This window comes from Streptomyces sp. NTD91 (genome assembly GCF_059510455.1).
In genome coordinates, this window is record NZ_JCAJZW010000046.1 from 55,876 (window position 1) to 68,783 (window position 12,908).

Sequence of the window (12,908 nt, forward strand, 5' to 3'; positions counted from 1 at the left end):
GGGCGGCGGTCACTGGCCCGAGGCCCCCTCCTGGGGGGTGGTGCCAGATACACCCCGGCCTCCGGCCAGGACCTTCGCCTCCACCTTCGGATCGAGGCCCGGGGCCGTCCGGTCCGGCCGCAGCGGTGCCGTGCCGCCGATCTCCGTGAGCCAGCGCCAGGTGTCCGCGACGGTCTCCGCGGCCGGCCGGCACACGAGGCCGGTGGCCAGCGCCCGGGAGACGTCGGTGCGGTGCACGCCCGCGTACAGCTCGCTGTCCGGCGGCACCCACACCGGCAGGTCGGTCCACGGCTCGATCCCGGCGGCCAGGATCGCCTCCCGGCCGGTCCAGCGCAGTTCGGCGTCGGAGGCGGTGACGCGGACGCAGAGGTCGAGCAGCTCGCCCATGGTGGTGTGGCCCGGCGGCCCGATCAGGTCGTACGGCCCGCTGAGCCCTTGTTCCACCGCACCGAGGACCCAGTCGGCCAGGTCGCGGGCGTCGATGAACTGCACCGGCAGCTCGCGCGGTCCGGGGGCCAGCACCGGGCCGCCTCGGGCGATCCTGGTGAGCCACCAGGGCAGTCGGCCCACGTTCTCGTGCGGGCCGAGGATCAGCCCGGCCCGTACCAGCAGCGAGTCCGCCGCGCCGAAGGCCTCGACGGCGGCCAGTTCGCCACCCCGCTTGTCGCGGGCGTAGTCGGTCGGTCCGGCGTCGGCGGCGCCCTCGACCAGCGCTCCGGCGTCGTCGGGCCCGTCCAGCGAGGGCCAGGGCCAGGCGTACACGGACCGGCTGGAGACGTACGCGTACCGCCCGGCGCGGCCCCGCAGCAGCCGGGCAGCGGCGAGCACGGCACGCGGCTCGGCCGACCAGGTGTCGACCACGGCGTCCCAGGAGCCGTCGTCCGCGGCGAGCGCGGCGAGGCCGTCCGGGGCGGTGCGATCGCCGAACAACGACCGTACGACGGGCGGAGGTCGGTGCCGTCCTCGATGGAAGACGGTCACCTCCCAGCCCCGCCCCAGCGCGGCCTCGACGACGGCCCGCCCCACGAATTCCGTACCGCCCAGCACCAGAAGTCTCATGCCGGGATCGTGCCCGCTCCGGGCGCGCTGCGGTACGGGACTCTGCCGAGGGCAGAGCGGGCGCGGTCAGCGCCCGGCCGGCGGGGTGTACTTGTAGCCGACCCGGCGCACCGTCTGGATCGCCTGCCGGTGCTCGGCGCCCAGCTTGCGGCGCAGCCTGGCGACGTGCACGTCGACGGTACGGCCGTCGCCGACATGGCCGTGCCCCCACACCGTGGTGACCAGCTGGTCGCGGGTGTGCACCCGGTGCGGATGGGCCACCAGGTGCGCCAGCAGTCCGAACTCGAGGTAGGTGAGGTCGAGTTCGCGGCCGTCGACGCCGGCGGTGCGGCGCACGGGGTCGATCCGGACCAGCGGCTCGGGGCCCGTCCCGGGCGCCTGCTCCACCTGGTCCTGCACCGTGACCGGCAGGAACGGGGCCGCCGGTCGGCCGGGACCAGCACCAGGTGGCCGACCATGGGCGGCTGTCCGGGCAGGGCGGGCAGGGTGTGCTGCGGCGCGGGCAGCCAGGTGGCGCCCGGCGGCAGGAGGTCGGCCATGTCGACCGCCTCGTCCCGGTCGACTGCGCGCAGCCGGTGCCGGGTGCCGCCGGGGGAAGGGGTGGTCAGGGAACGGGTGATCGCCATGAGAGGCCAGCTCTTTCGCGCGCGGTGGTCGTCACGGGACGTGCGTCTTTTCGCGCTGGCCGAAGGCCGGGGAGTACGGCTTCACAGGGCCCGCGCGTTCACCGCGCGGCAACACATCCGGTCGAAGTCGTGGTGCTGACGGGAAGGCCAGAAGGGCTCGAGGTCACGGCGACCCGTCGCGATGGTCTTCCGAAAGCCGTCCATGGGCCCATTGAAGCAGACACCGGCACCGGACAGGCCCCTGTGCGAGACGTCGTCCCGGCATGCGGACGGAACGTCACCAGGCCGGACACGGCGTGGCGAGACGGCGGCACACCATGCAGAAGGGGCGCCCGCCACGACGGCGGGCGCCCCTCGCGCAAGCGGGGCGGGTCAGACCTGGTCGGCCTTCTCCAGCGCGGTGCAGCAGGTGTCCACCAGCAGGCGGGTCACCACGTACGGGTCGACGTTGGCGTTCGGGCGGCGGTCCTCGATGTAGCCCTTGCCGTCCTTCTTCACCTGCCACGGGATGCGCACCGAGGCACCGCGGTCGGAGACGCCGTAGGAGTACTTGTCCCACGGGGCGGTCTCGTGCAGGCCGGTCAGGCGCTCGTCGATGCCGGCGCCGTAGTTCTTGACGTGGTCCAGCGGCTTGGAGCCCTCGCCGAGCGACTCGCACGCGGTGACGATGGCGTCGTAGCCCTCGCGCATGGCCTTGGTGGAGAAGTTGGTGTGCGCGCCCGCGCCGTTCCAGTCGCCCTTGACCGGCTTGGGGTCGAGGGTCGCGGAGACGCCGAAGTCCTCGGCGGTGCGGTACAGCAGCCAGCGGGCCACCCACAGCTGGTCGGAGACCTCCAGCGGGGCGAGCGGGCCGACCTGGAACTCCCACTGTCCCGGCATGACCTCGGCGTTGATGCCGGAGATGCCGAGGCCGGCCTTCAGGCAGTTCTCCAGGTGGGCCTCGACGATCTCGCGGCCGAAGATCTCGTCGGCGCCGACACCGCAGTAGTAGCCGCCCTGCGGGGCCGGGAAGCCGCCCTCGGGGAAGCCCAGCGGACGGGAGCCGTCGAAGAAGGTGTACTCCTGCTCGATGCCGAAGATCGGCTCCTGGGCGGCGAATTGCTCGGCGACCTCGGCCAGCGCGGCCCGCGTGTTGGACGGGTGCGGGGCCAGGTCGGTGTCCAGGACCTCGCACAGCACCAGGACGTCGTCGCCGCCGCGGACCGGGTCCGGACAGGTGAAGACCGGCTTGAGCACGCAGTCCGAGGAGTGACCCTCGGCCTGGTTGGTGGAGGAGCCGTCGAAGCCCCACAGCGGCAGCGACTCGAGACCGGCGAAGGCACCCGTGATGATCTTCGTCTTGGAGCGGAGCTTCGCCGTCGGAGCGGTGCCGTCGATCCAGATGTACTCAGCCTTGAAGGTCACGGGGGCCATCCTTCGGGGGTCGGGCGCACTCGGTGCGGGTGCTGCGGCGCTGCGGCACTGGGGCGCCGCTCGATCTGCCGGGCAGCCTGTCAACAGGCGGTTTCCCGTCCATTGCCCGTGCGTGAACCCCGTGTTACCCGGACGTTCTGTGTCCCGGCTCACGTTGTGAGGCGCCGGCGGGCGGGGTATGGGCTCCCTGCGCCGCGACCTGCCGCACCTCGTCGAGGAAGTCCCGGACCGCGGCCCGCTGGTGGTCGTCGTAGCCGCGCAGCAATGCGGCCGAACACGCGACGAGCGGCCCGAAGAAGGCCCACCCGAGGTCCACGGCGGCTTCCTGGAGTGTCACGACGACCCTGCGCCGGTCCTGCGTACCGCGCTCCCGGCGCACATGGCCGGCCCGCTCCAGCCGGTCGAGCACGGCGGTCGTACCCGCCGAGTTGAGCCCGAGCATCGTCCCGAGCCGCCCCGCGGTCAGCTCCTCACCGGCCCGCCGCGCGTCCATGAGCGCGATCAGGGCCCGTACGTCCGTGGGGTGCATGCCGTTCGCCTGCGCGAACCGGGCGCTGTGCGGCCCGAGTTCGACGGCGACGGCACGCAGGAGGTGGACGGTCTCCATCTCGGGCTGCACGCGGGGCCTCCGAAGCTGTTGTCTCGTTGAGTGAATATCTCGCTCAACGAGACAACAGGGGGCGGTGCCGTGACCGGATACGACAGCGAGGCCTTTCGGGTCGCATACGACAGGGTCCTGGCGAAATGGCCCGCGGACCGGGAGGCTCTGACCGTCGCCACGCCCTTCGGCGACACCCGTGTCAACACCTGCGGCCCCCGCGACGCGCCCCCGCTGGTCCTGCTCCCGGGCGGCGGCGGAGCCACCTCGGTCTCCTGGTACGCCCAGGTCGCGGAACTGGCCCGGGTACGCCGGGTGCACGCGGTCGACGTGATCGGCGCCCCGGGCCTGAGCGTCCCGGCCGGCGACCGCCACCCCCGTACGGTCGCCGACCTGACGATCTGGCTGGACGCGGTCCTGGACGGCGTGGGCGCCGCCTCGGCCGACCTGGGCGGCCACTCGTACGGCGGGTGGATCGCCCTCCACCACGCCCTGCGCGCCCCCGCCCGGACACGCCGCCTGTTCCTCCTGGACCCGACCCAGTGCTTCGCCGGGTTCAAGGCGGCGTATCTGCTGCGCGCCCTGCCGATGCTGTTGCGGCCCACGCCCCGCCGTGTCCGCGCCTTCCTGGAGTGGGAGACCTCGGGAGCACCCCTGGACCCTCACTGGCTCGCACTCCAGGAGGCTGCCGCCGGCTTTCCGGCCGCGAAGCCGGTGACCGGCCCGCGCCCGGCGCCGGACGCGCTGCGGGCCCTGGACGCGCGGGTCCTGCTGCTCGTGGCCGCGAACAGCAGGACCCACGGGGCCCACGAGGTGGCGGCCCGGGCGACGGCGCTGCTGCCGCGCGTGGAGACCGCCGCGCTTGCGGACGTCTCGCACCACGCGCTGCCGCAGGCGGCACCGGATGCCCTGGCCCGCCACCTCACCACTTTCCTGACCGGTCCCTGATCCTCACCCCACCTTCTCGATCCGGGCGTGCCGGATGAGGAACTTGCCGGGTTCCCTGACCTGTTCGAAAGCCGCGTTGTTGAGTAGTACACAACTGCCCGAGACGGAGGTGACCTTCACCGTCGTGGACTTGTTGTTGTCCAGGTTGGTCACCTTCAGCGTCGTACCCGCCGGGAACTGGTTGCTGGAGGCGGCCGGGGCGCCGCCCTCGCCGGAGAGCGTGACGGTGGAGCCCTGGCACACCTGCTGCCCGGAGGCGGCGGCACCGCCACCGCCGTTGTTCCCCGCGGCGGCCGACTGCGAGGGCTGGGCGCTCTGCTGACCGGATCCCTGCTGTCCGGCACCCTGCCCGCCGGCGCCCTGCTGCCCGGACTGGGAGCCCTGAGCCGACTCCCCAACCGTGCACCCGGCCGCCTTCTGCTGCACCTCGATCTGCTTGATGACCGCCTGCCGGTTGGCGATCCGGGCCGCCGACTGGGCGTCCGGGTTCGCCTGCTGACCCGCGATGAACCGCTGGTTGTTGCCGAGCGCGGTGGCGAGTCCCTGGCAGACGGTCGACGAGTCCGCGGCTGACAGCGTCTTCGCGTTCTTCGCCGGCTGGGCCGCGTTGGACGTGGTGGCCAGCGCGAAGGCCCCGCCGCCCGCCACCGCCGCGGCACTGACGAGCAGTGCGATCTTCTTCTTCGTGCCGAGAGTTCTCCTGCGCGACATGCGCGCCTCCTGAAGAGGTAGGGGAGCGTACGCCGCTATGTACGAGATACCGAACGGGGTTACTCAGCGGTTGCGGGAATCGGCGAAGTGGGTTGGGTCACAGTCGAGTTGGGGGCCGCTCAGCTCCTGTCGCGGGACAGGGCCTCGCGCACCGCGTCCTCGGAGCGGGCCACCAGGGCCGTACCGTCGTCGGCGGTGATGATCGGGCGCTGGATGAGCCTGGGGTACTGGGCGAGCGCGGTGATCCACCGGTCCCGCGCTGCGGCGTCCCGCGCCCACTCCCTGAGGCCCAGGTCCTTGGCCTCGGCCTCCTGGGTCCGGGTGATGTCCCACGGCTCCAGGTCCAGCCGGTCGAGTACGGCCCTGATCTCGTCCTCGCTCGGCACGTCCTCGAGATAGCGGCGGACGGTGTACTCGGCGCCCTCGGCGTCGAGCAGGCTGAGGGCGCTGCGGCACTTGGAGCAGGCCGGGTTGATCCAGATTTCCATGCCGGACACGGTACCGGCTACCCACTCTGTTCGAATTTCCCGACGCCCCGGCAGCACCTCCCCGCACCCCTGCGGCACGGCCTCAACTCCCGTCTTCACATGGGCTTTTGTTCAACCATGCGCTCCTGTGATTGTCAGTGCCCGGCGGTAGACTGGAAGCAGTGTTCGAGGGTGTCGCCGGACTGTCCGGCGAGGCCCTGACCGCGACAGGAGGATGCCTGTGCCCGCTGCCGCCCTGAAGCCGAAGCCGTCCCGGACCCAGTCCACCGCCCAGCACCCCGTTCTGTTCGACTCGCCGTACGAGCCCGTGATCAAGCGGCCGCTGCCGGCCGGGCGGCCGCGGGAGTGGTACGTGGCGCACAACCGCCGCCTGAAGGCCATGCGGCTCGCCATAGCCCTGCTCGACTCCGGGGTCCATCTCCCGTCCCAGGCCCACGACGACACCATCCGCAGCACGGCCGAGGACATCGGCATGCGGCCTCCGTCCGACACCACCTGCCGCATGGTCCGGGCGTTCATGCGCTACAGCTGCTGAGACCGACCGGCAGCGGGTGCCCTGCCCGTCGGCGGGGCACACCGCTGCGCGCTCAGGCCGGCGCGGCCGCCGGCGGGTCCCGACGCTCCTTGCCGCCGTTGCCCGCGCCGTGCAGCGCCATCGCGGTGGCCCGGCCGGGTGCGCCGGTGTGCACGCCGCTGCGCCGTTCGCCGTTGAAGTCGTGGGTGAAATACGTCAGTTCGCTCATGGTCCGTTCACTCATGGCGGACCCGCGCCGGACGGAAAACCGGATGCGGGCGCCGTGACGGGCTCCCTACGCTGAACAAACGGCACGAAGCCGACACGCTCCACCCCCGCCACACTCACCCCAACGGAGGTCCGTCATGCGTGGCATCGTCGCGTCCGGGACCGTCGTCCTGGTGATCCTCGGATTCGGAAACCACCTGTGGTGGCTCGCCGCCGTCGCGCTGCTGTATCTGTACGCGACGCACGGACGTGGTTCCCCCGGCACGCCGCCCGCCGGCCCGGGCAGCCCGCCCTTGCCGGACACCTACCGCACCTACCGCGACCGCCGGGACCGGCAGGCGAAGTGGGAGCGCCGCTACCGCCGCGAGCGGCCCTTCGAGGCCCGCCGGCAGGAGCGCGAGAAGAGCAGGTGAGCCTCGGCGTCCCCGGTCACAGACCGGGGGCGCCCCACACCGGGAACCAGCGGCCCAGGTCCTGCTCGACGCGCAGGTCGTTCGCGAGGGTCGCCTTCATCTGGAGCTCCAGCGCGTTGTCCCGCCGCTCGGCGGTGCCGGGCAGGGGTGCGAAGGGGTAGAAGGTGCCCCGCTTGTAGAGGTAGACCAGCGCGAGTCTGCGGCCGCCGTCGTCCGTGAAGGCGGCCAGCGAGCACAGCAGCTGCGGGCCGAAGCCGTTGACCTCCATCGCGCTGTTCACCGCGTGCAGGTCGCTGACCAGCTCCGGCAGCTGCTCGGGGCTGCGCTCGGACACCAGCCAGGAGTAGCCGTAGTCGTCCCGGCGCAGCTCCACCGGGGGGCCGGAGCGCTCGGTGTCCGCGTCCAGGAGCGCCTGCACTTCCCTGTGGGTCTGCTCGAAGGCCGCGCCCTCCACGGTGGCGAAGCACACCGCGCCGGTCCCGGTCGGCCGGAAACCGGCCGCGACCTCGAGGGTCACGGCCGCCGAGGGCAGCGCGAAGAGCTGGTCGAGATCGGGCGCGACGGGTTTCGTACGGCCCAGCAGGATGTCCAGCAGCCCCAAGGCTCAGTCCGCCCTTTCCGGTGCGATGCGCGCGGGCGTCATCCGCTCAGCCCGCTTTCCCGGGAGCGGTGGCCTCGCCCAGCTCCGTCGAGATCCGGGCGAGCTGCTCCAGCCGCTCCTCCAGGGGCGGGTGCGTGGAGAAGATCCGCTCGATGCCGGGCTCCTTGCCGGCCGCCGGGGTGAAGTAGAAGGCGTTGAAGGCCTGGGCGGTGCGCAGGTCCTTGGTCGGGATCCGGGCGATGTCCCCGGTGACCTTGGTGAGCGCCGAGGCGAGCGCCGACGGGCGCCCGGTGAGATGCGCGGCCGCGCGGTCCGCCGCCAGCTCCCGGTACCGGGACAGTGCTCGGATCAGCAGGAAGCTGATCGCGTACACCGCGGCGGAGACGGCCATGATCCCGGCGAAGACCGCGGCGGTGTTCTGGTCCCTGCGGCCCCCGCCGAAGAGCGACGAGTAGAACGCGAACCGCACGATCAGGCCCGCGAGCACACCGAGGAAGGACGCGACCGTGATCACGGCGACGTCCTTGTGCGCCACGTGCGACAGCTCGTGCGCCAGCACGCCCTCCAGCTCGGCCGGCTCCAGCCGCCGTAGCAGCCCCGTGGTGACACAGACCACGGCGTGGTCGGGGTTCCGGCCGGTCGCGAACGCGTTCGGCATGTCCATGCCGGATACGGCGACCACTGGTTTGGGCATGTCCGCGATCGCGCACAGCCGGTCGACCACCGCGTGCAGCTCGGGATACTCCTCGCGCTCCACGACCCGGCCGTGCATCGCGAACATGGCGATCCGGTCGGAGAACCAGAACTGCGCCACGAACATCGCGCCGATCACCACGACGACCATCACCCAGGACCTCAGCAGCGTTATCAGCGCGGCGATGAAGCCCACGTACAGCAGACCCAGCAGGAACATGGTGAGCCCCATGCGCACGGTCAGCCGTCGATCGCTCCGGAAGCGGCTCTGCATCTTGCATCACCCCGCAGTCAGGCACTCGTCCCGCTGTCCAGTGTGCACCAGCCCACGCCCATGAACAGGTCCCGAACGGCCCTAGGGGCGGCAAAACGTACCTGTGTGTCGGCCGGCCGTCGCGGACCAGACGGGACTTTCGAAACGCGCCCTAGCGGGACGCGCCGAACTGGAGCAGTCCGATCAGTACCATGACCGCGATCACGGCGCCGAAGACCACGGCCGTCGACGCCCACGACGTCCGGCGCGGCACCGGCGCGGGGTCGGCGCGGAAGGGCGCCGGATCCGGCGGGGTGTCCTTCCAGCGCGCGGCGAGCATCCGGGCCCGTGCCGAGGGCTCCTTGTGTTCGGCGGCATTCGCCCAGCGGTGATCGAACTCGCGCTCCCAGTCGTCCTTCTCCGTCATCCCCGTTCAACCTCTCTCGTCCGGCAGGGTCAGGAGGATGATCCCCCGGAAGGAGGAAGTCCGGGAAGCGGGAAAAAGTTCCCTCGCCCCGGCGTCCCGGCGTCCCGGCGGCGCGGCGTCCGGGACGGGGGCCAATGGCGCCTGCCGTGCGGCCTGCCGCGCAACGGCTGGTACCACGAGAACCACACCGAGAACCTGGCCCCGGTGCTGGAGCACGGCCCGGTCGTCCGGGCCGCCGGTGACGGCCGGGTCTCCTCGGCCGCGCGAGCCGACTACGCCGCCGCCGCGGTCGCCGTGCGGCGGTCGGGCTGCCCGGGCGTTCGGCGGGGACGGGACGATGCGCCGCCCGCCGGTGCCCTGATCGCCTTGGTCGATCACCTCGGCGGACCGAGGGTACTGCCGGTCCGACCGGCCCGGACGCGGCCAAGGCGAGCCCGGGGCGACCCCACTCGCATTCGCTGGACTTTCGTTCGACTCCCAGACGCGAGATCCTGGCACTCCGACCAAGGGCCAGTAAGTACGGGTTCGTACACATCTCACACGTCCCCACACCCAGCTCATATGGATGCGGCCCTCACCGCGACGCGCACCGTCGCGACTTCCCGAAGGAGGCCGGCCAATGGCTTTCCCGTCGTACTGTGACCCCAGAAACGCGGCAGCACCGCCGCGGCTCCCCGGCAGGGCCAGGAACGCACGAAGACTGGGCACGGCTGCCGTGGCGGCGACGCTCCTGGCGGGCTGCGGCGCGAGCGCGCCCAAGACGACCCCGCACTCCAGCAGCCCCGGCGTCTCCCACGCACCGTCCACCGCACCTTCCCATTCCCCCTCGTCCTTCAGTCCGGACCTCACCGCCACTGCCGACGCCACCGCGTGCACCAACGGCACGAAGCTGGCCGGTTGGTCGAACCGCCGACTGGCGATGCTGACCGTCGCCGTCCCGGTGTCGGAGACCTCGGTGTCCGACGTCACCTCCGAGGTGAGCGCCGGTGCGGGCGGTGTGCTGTTGTTCGGCAGCAAGGCGCCGTCCGACCTCGGCTCCCGGCTGACCACCCTGAAGACCCACGTACCAGGCCGTCTCGGCCTGTTGGTGATGACCGACGAGGAGGGCGGCGGCATCCAGCGCATGGCGAACCTCGTCGGGTCGCTGCCCTGGGCCGCGTACATGGGCAAGCACTGGACCCCGGCCGAGATCCAGAAGAACGTCTCGAACGTCGCCTCCAAGATGGCCGCCAACCAGGTCAACATGAACCTCGCGCCGGTGGTCGACGTCGACGGCACGAACGCGGCCCCCAGTCACACCAACCCCGTCGGATGGCGGTCCTTCAGCGGCAACTCCTCGGTGGTCTCCAAGAGCGGAGTCGCGTACCTGAACGGGTTGCGCGCCGGCAACGTGACAGCCGTCGTCAAGCACTTCCCCGGCCTCGGCGGCTCCAGCTACAACTCCGACTTCGGCGCCGCTCGCACCCTGCCCTGGTCCACCCTGCAGAAGGTGGGCATCCCGCCGTTCGCAGCGGCCATCAAGGCCGGTGCCCCGGCCGTCATGATCTCCAACAACGTCGTGCCGGGCCTGAGCACCGTCCCGGCGAGCCTGTCATCCACCGTCATCGACTCCGAGCTGCGCGGCAAGCTGGGCTTCAAGGGACTGGTGGTCACCGACTCGCTCAGCGCCAAGGCGATCTCCGCAGCAGGCTTCGGCATTCCCGCCGCCGCCGTCCAGGCCCTGCGCTCCGGCGCCGACATGGTCATGTTCGACCTGGGAGGCAATGTCGGCTCCCAGACGTCCTCGATCGCCACCGCGATCACCAGTGCGGTGGCCGGCGGGCATCTCGCCCGCAGCCGCCTCATCGACGCGGCGGAGCACGTCCTGGCCGTCCGGCACGTGAATCTCTGTTCCTGAGCACGAGGACAGCGCTGGACACAGCAGAAGCTCCCTGAGGGCGAGCGCTCGCAGGCCGGCTGTTCGAGGCTGCCGATGCCCGGTCGCCCGCAGGTCCAGGATCCTGGACCGGGTCCGCCGTCGATCCGGACGTCCGCGGCTGGGGATCCACCGAGCCGCCCCCGTGCTCCAGTGGCCGCACTCCAAGAGCGACAGGACGGCGCAGCCTGCTCCGGCCCCGGAGCCGGAGCCGAAAAGCCGTCGGCCCAGGGGAGTGGAAGACCGCTCTGACCTGGGGTGATACCACACGTCGAAGAAGTGAAGGGTCGGGTCTCTGACCTGCAGCCGGGTAATCGATCAACGCTGCGAGCTGCGGCTTAGTTAGCTGTCGACGGTTGTCAGCGTTGGTTGTCATTGAGCACCCCCGCACGGCCCAGAGACGGCCCGAGCGGGGGTGTCGTGGTGTGCCCCTCGATGCGAACCATGGGCAGGATGGTCATTGAGGTCAGGTGGGCTGGTCAACTGGTCCAAGGACCGTTGGCGGTCCGTGGCGGTCGTGGTGGTTGCTGTACTGCACTGCTGTACTGCACTTGGTCGTTCCCCCGGGTCAGCAGTGCTGCGTGACCAAGGACATCGAGACGCCGCACTCATCACAGGTCGATTGGTCAACCGATGCCGCTGTGCCGTCAGCGGGTTGACGTTTGATTGCGATCAAGGCGGCGTCGTCGTCGAGTCGGCCGCCGACGTGGTTGAGAAGGTCGCCGCGGAGGTGGTTGAGGAGTCCCCTGGGATGGCGGTGGTTCTGGTGGGTGAGTCGTTCGGCGAGCGGGTAGAACGCGCCGTCGGTATTGCGGGCTTCGATGGCACCGTCGGTGTAGAGGAGGAGGGTGTCTTCGGCGCGTAGGGTGAAGGTGTCGAGGTGGTAGGTGGTTTGCGTCAATGCGCCCAGTCCCAGCGGGGGCCCGGGTTGGTCGGCCTCCAGGGACACGACGTCGTGCGCTCGTAGGAGTAGCGGCGGGGGGTGTCCGCAGGTGACGCTCCGCACGAGGGGCTCGGCGTCGGGGATTTCGAGGAGAGTGGCGGTGACGAACGCCTCTTCGGCCTGCTCGGGGCTCACTGCTTCGGATGCGTTGCTGCGGACACTTGAATCCAGGTAGGCGGCGAGTTCCAGCAGCGTGGTCAGCCGGCGGGCGGCGTCGCGGAACGTGCTGATGGTGTGGGCAGCGGTGCCGACCGCCGCCAGGCCCTTGCCTCGAACATCGCCGATGATCAACCGTGTCCCCGTGGGCGTGCGCACGGCGGCGTAGAGATCTCCGCCGATGCGTGCTTCGTCCTCTGCCGCCAGGTACGTCGAGGCCAGGCGAAGGGGGCCGAGTCGGTGGGGGAGGGGAGGCAGTATGGCGCGTTGCGCGGCCTCGGCGACTGCGCGCAGCTGGACCAGCTTTCGCTGTCCGTGTTCCGTCAGGTACCGGGCGATCACGACGGCCACCGAGGTCGCAATGAGGGCAGCCGCCTGTGGCGGGTTCACCGATTGGCGGACCAGGAAGATGGCCATCAAAGCCGACACGGCCATGATGGCGACAAGTGAGGTCACCCGGTAGCTCGCGTACCAGGAAGTGAGTGCAGGCACCATGATCAGCAAGTCGCCGAGATGAACTGCGCCAGGCACCTGAAGATCGATGAGCGTGATCGCCAGAATGAACAGCAAGGCGACTGTCAGCACGGATCGTGGTTGCGGCAAGGTGCGCGAGTGAACGAGTGACGTCCTTGCTCGGTGATGCATCAGGTGTGGCTCCTGCAGGCAACCCGGAGCCGTACACGCAGGGTCGCGGAACGTGAAGGTCATGTGCTGCTCCGTCTCTAATTGATCATATTCTCGGTTCTGATGGTTCTATCAATTAAAACGGGCATATGCGGGCATGCGGGGTTATGTGTGGCAGGTCACAAGCGTTGTGGATGTGGGCCCGGCTTGATCGGGGCGAGTCTCCGCCACTGGGCAGGGACGTTCCGCGGCGCGGCTGAGGGTGACGACTGACCCGCCGTCCCTCGTGGTGCGCGCG

General features: G+C 70.9%; 14 protein-coding genes and 2 pseudogenes. 5 read left to right on the top strand and 11 right to left on the bottom strand.

Annotation, left to right across the window (positions count from 1 at the left end; genetic code table 11):
- Positions 1 to 9: 9 nt before the first annotated feature.
- From AC5WRT_RS32475 to AC5WRT_RS32490, 4 genes and pseudogenes are all read right to left on the bottom strand, one after another.
- Complete coding sequence (locus AC5WRT_RS32475) at positions 10 to 1,059, bottom strand: NAD-dependent epimerase/dehydratase family protein (protein WP_496100864.1); 1,050 nt, start codon at positions 1,057 to 1,059, stop codon at positions 10 to 12.
- A 66-nt stretch (positions 1,060 to 1,125) separates the two neighbouring features.
- Positions 1,126 to 1,685: pseudogene (locus AC5WRT_RS32480) on the bottom strand (winged helix-turn-helix domain-containing protein).
- Between the two features lie 372 nt (positions 1,686 to 2,057).
- Positions 2,058 to 3,089: a glutamine synthetase gene (glnII, locus tag AC5WRT_RS32485; RefSeq protein ID WP_496092385.1), complete on the bottom strand. Its 1,032-nt coding sequence runs from the start codon at positions 3,087 to 3,089 to the stop codon at positions 2,058 to 2,060.
- Between the two features lie 133 nt (positions 3,090 to 3,222).
- Positions 3,223 to 3,705, bottom strand: a complete 483-nt coding sequence (locus tag AC5WRT_RS32490; protein WP_496092647.1) for a MarR family winged helix-turn-helix transcriptional regulator — start codon at positions 3,703 to 3,705, stop codon at positions 3,223 to 3,225.
- A gap of 81 nt (positions 3,706 to 3,786) precedes the next feature.
- Between AC5WRT_RS32490 and AC5WRT_RS32495 the strand changes: the two genes are divergently transcribed.
- On the top strand, positions 3,787 to 4,644 hold the full coding sequence (locus AC5WRT_RS32495; RefSeq protein WP_496092386.1) for an alpha/beta fold hydrolase: 858 nt from the start codon (positions 3,787 to 3,789) through the stop codon (positions 4,642 to 4,644).
- A 3-nt stretch (positions 4,645 to 4,647) separates the two neighbouring features.
- Here AC5WRT_RS32495 and AC5WRT_RS32500 read toward each other — a convergent pair whose 3' ends face one another.
- Positions 4,648 to 5,355: an SCO2207 family protein gene (locus AC5WRT_RS32500; RefSeq protein ID WP_496092387.1), complete on the bottom strand. Its 708-nt coding sequence runs from the start codon at positions 5,353 to 5,355 to the stop codon at positions 4,648 to 4,650.
- Positions 5,356 to 5,474: 119 nt separating this feature from the next.
- Complete coding sequence (locus tag AC5WRT_RS32505) at positions 5,475 to 5,843, bottom strand: ArsC/Spx/MgsR family protein (protein WP_496092388.1); 369 nt, start codon at positions 5,841 to 5,843, stop codon at positions 5,475 to 5,477.
- Between the two features lie 220 nt (positions 5,844 to 6,063).
- On the opposite strand from AC5WRT_RS32505, the gene AC5WRT_RS32510 reads away from it, so the two are divergent.
- Positions 6,064 to 6,378: a hypothetical protein gene (locus tag AC5WRT_RS32510; protein ID WP_496092389.1), complete on the top strand. Its 315-nt coding sequence runs from the start codon at positions 6,064 to 6,066 to the stop codon at positions 6,376 to 6,378.
- 52 nt (positions 6,379 to 6,430) lie between these two features.
- Here AC5WRT_RS32510 and AC5WRT_RS32515 read toward each other — a convergent pair whose 3' ends face one another.
- Entirely contained in the window at positions 6,431 to 6,586 is a 156-nt protein-coding gene (locus AC5WRT_RS32515; RefSeq protein WP_496092390.1) for a hypothetical protein, read from the bottom strand.
- Positions 6,587 to 6,722: 136 nt separating this feature from the next.
- On the opposite strand from AC5WRT_RS32515, the gene AC5WRT_RS32520 reads away from it, so the two are divergent.
- The gene (locus AC5WRT_RS32520) at positions 6,723 to 6,998 is read left to right on the top strand and encodes a hypothetical protein (RefSeq protein ID WP_496092391.1); all 276 of its coding nucleotides are present in this window, start codon (positions 6,723 to 6,725) and stop codon (positions 6,996 to 6,998) included.
- 16 nt (positions 6,999 to 7,014) lie between these two features.
- On the opposite strand, the gene pspAB is transcribed toward AC5WRT_RS32520, so the two are convergent.
- The 3 genes from pspAB to AC5WRT_RS32535 form a co-directional block, all read right to left on the bottom strand.
- Positions 7,015 to 7,599 (bottom strand): PspA-associated protein PspAB, encoded by a 585-nt coding sequence (gene pspAB / locus AC5WRT_RS32525; protein ID WP_496092392.1) that lies wholly within the window; start codon positions 7,597 to 7,599, stop codon positions 7,015 to 7,017.
- Positions 7,600 to 7,645: 46 nt separating this feature from the next.
- On the bottom strand, positions 7,646 to 8,566 hold the full coding sequence (gene htpX / locus AC5WRT_RS32530; protein ID WP_496092393.1) for a zinc metalloprotease HtpX: 921 nt from the start codon (positions 8,564 to 8,566) through the stop codon (positions 7,646 to 7,648).
- 151 nt (positions 8,567 to 8,717) lie between these two features.
- Positions 8,718 to 8,972 carry an SCO2583/SCO2584 N-terminal domain-containing protein gene (locus AC5WRT_RS32535; protein WP_496092394.1) on the bottom strand — a complete coding sequence of 85 codons (255 nt, stop codon included), beginning with the start codon at positions 8,970 to 8,972 and terminating at the stop codon, positions 8,718 to 8,720.
- A gap of 141 nt (positions 8,973 to 9,113) precedes the next feature.
- Here AC5WRT_RS32535 and AC5WRT_RS32540 point away from each other — a divergent pair.
- Positions 9,114 to 9,269: pseudogene (locus AC5WRT_RS32540) on the top strand (KR domain-containing protein); the annotation flags it as partial.
- 418 nt (positions 9,270 to 9,687) lie between these two features.
- Positions 9,688 to 10,869: a glycoside hydrolase family 3 N-terminal domain-containing protein gene (locus AC5WRT_RS32545; RefSeq protein ID WP_496100865.1), complete on the top strand. Its 1,182-nt coding sequence runs from the start codon at positions 9,688 to 9,690 to the stop codon at positions 10,867 to 10,869.
- Positions 10,870 to 11,455: 586 nt separating this feature from the next.
- On the opposite strand, the gene AC5WRT_RS32550 is transcribed toward AC5WRT_RS32545, so the two are convergent.
- On the bottom strand, positions 11,456 to 12,571 hold the full coding sequence (locus tag AC5WRT_RS32550) for a PP2C family protein-serine/threonine phosphatase (RefSeq protein ID WP_496100866.1): 1,116 nt from the start codon (positions 12,569 to 12,571) through the stop codon (positions 11,456 to 11,458).
- Between the last annotated feature and the right edge of the window lie 337 nt (positions 12,572 to 12,908).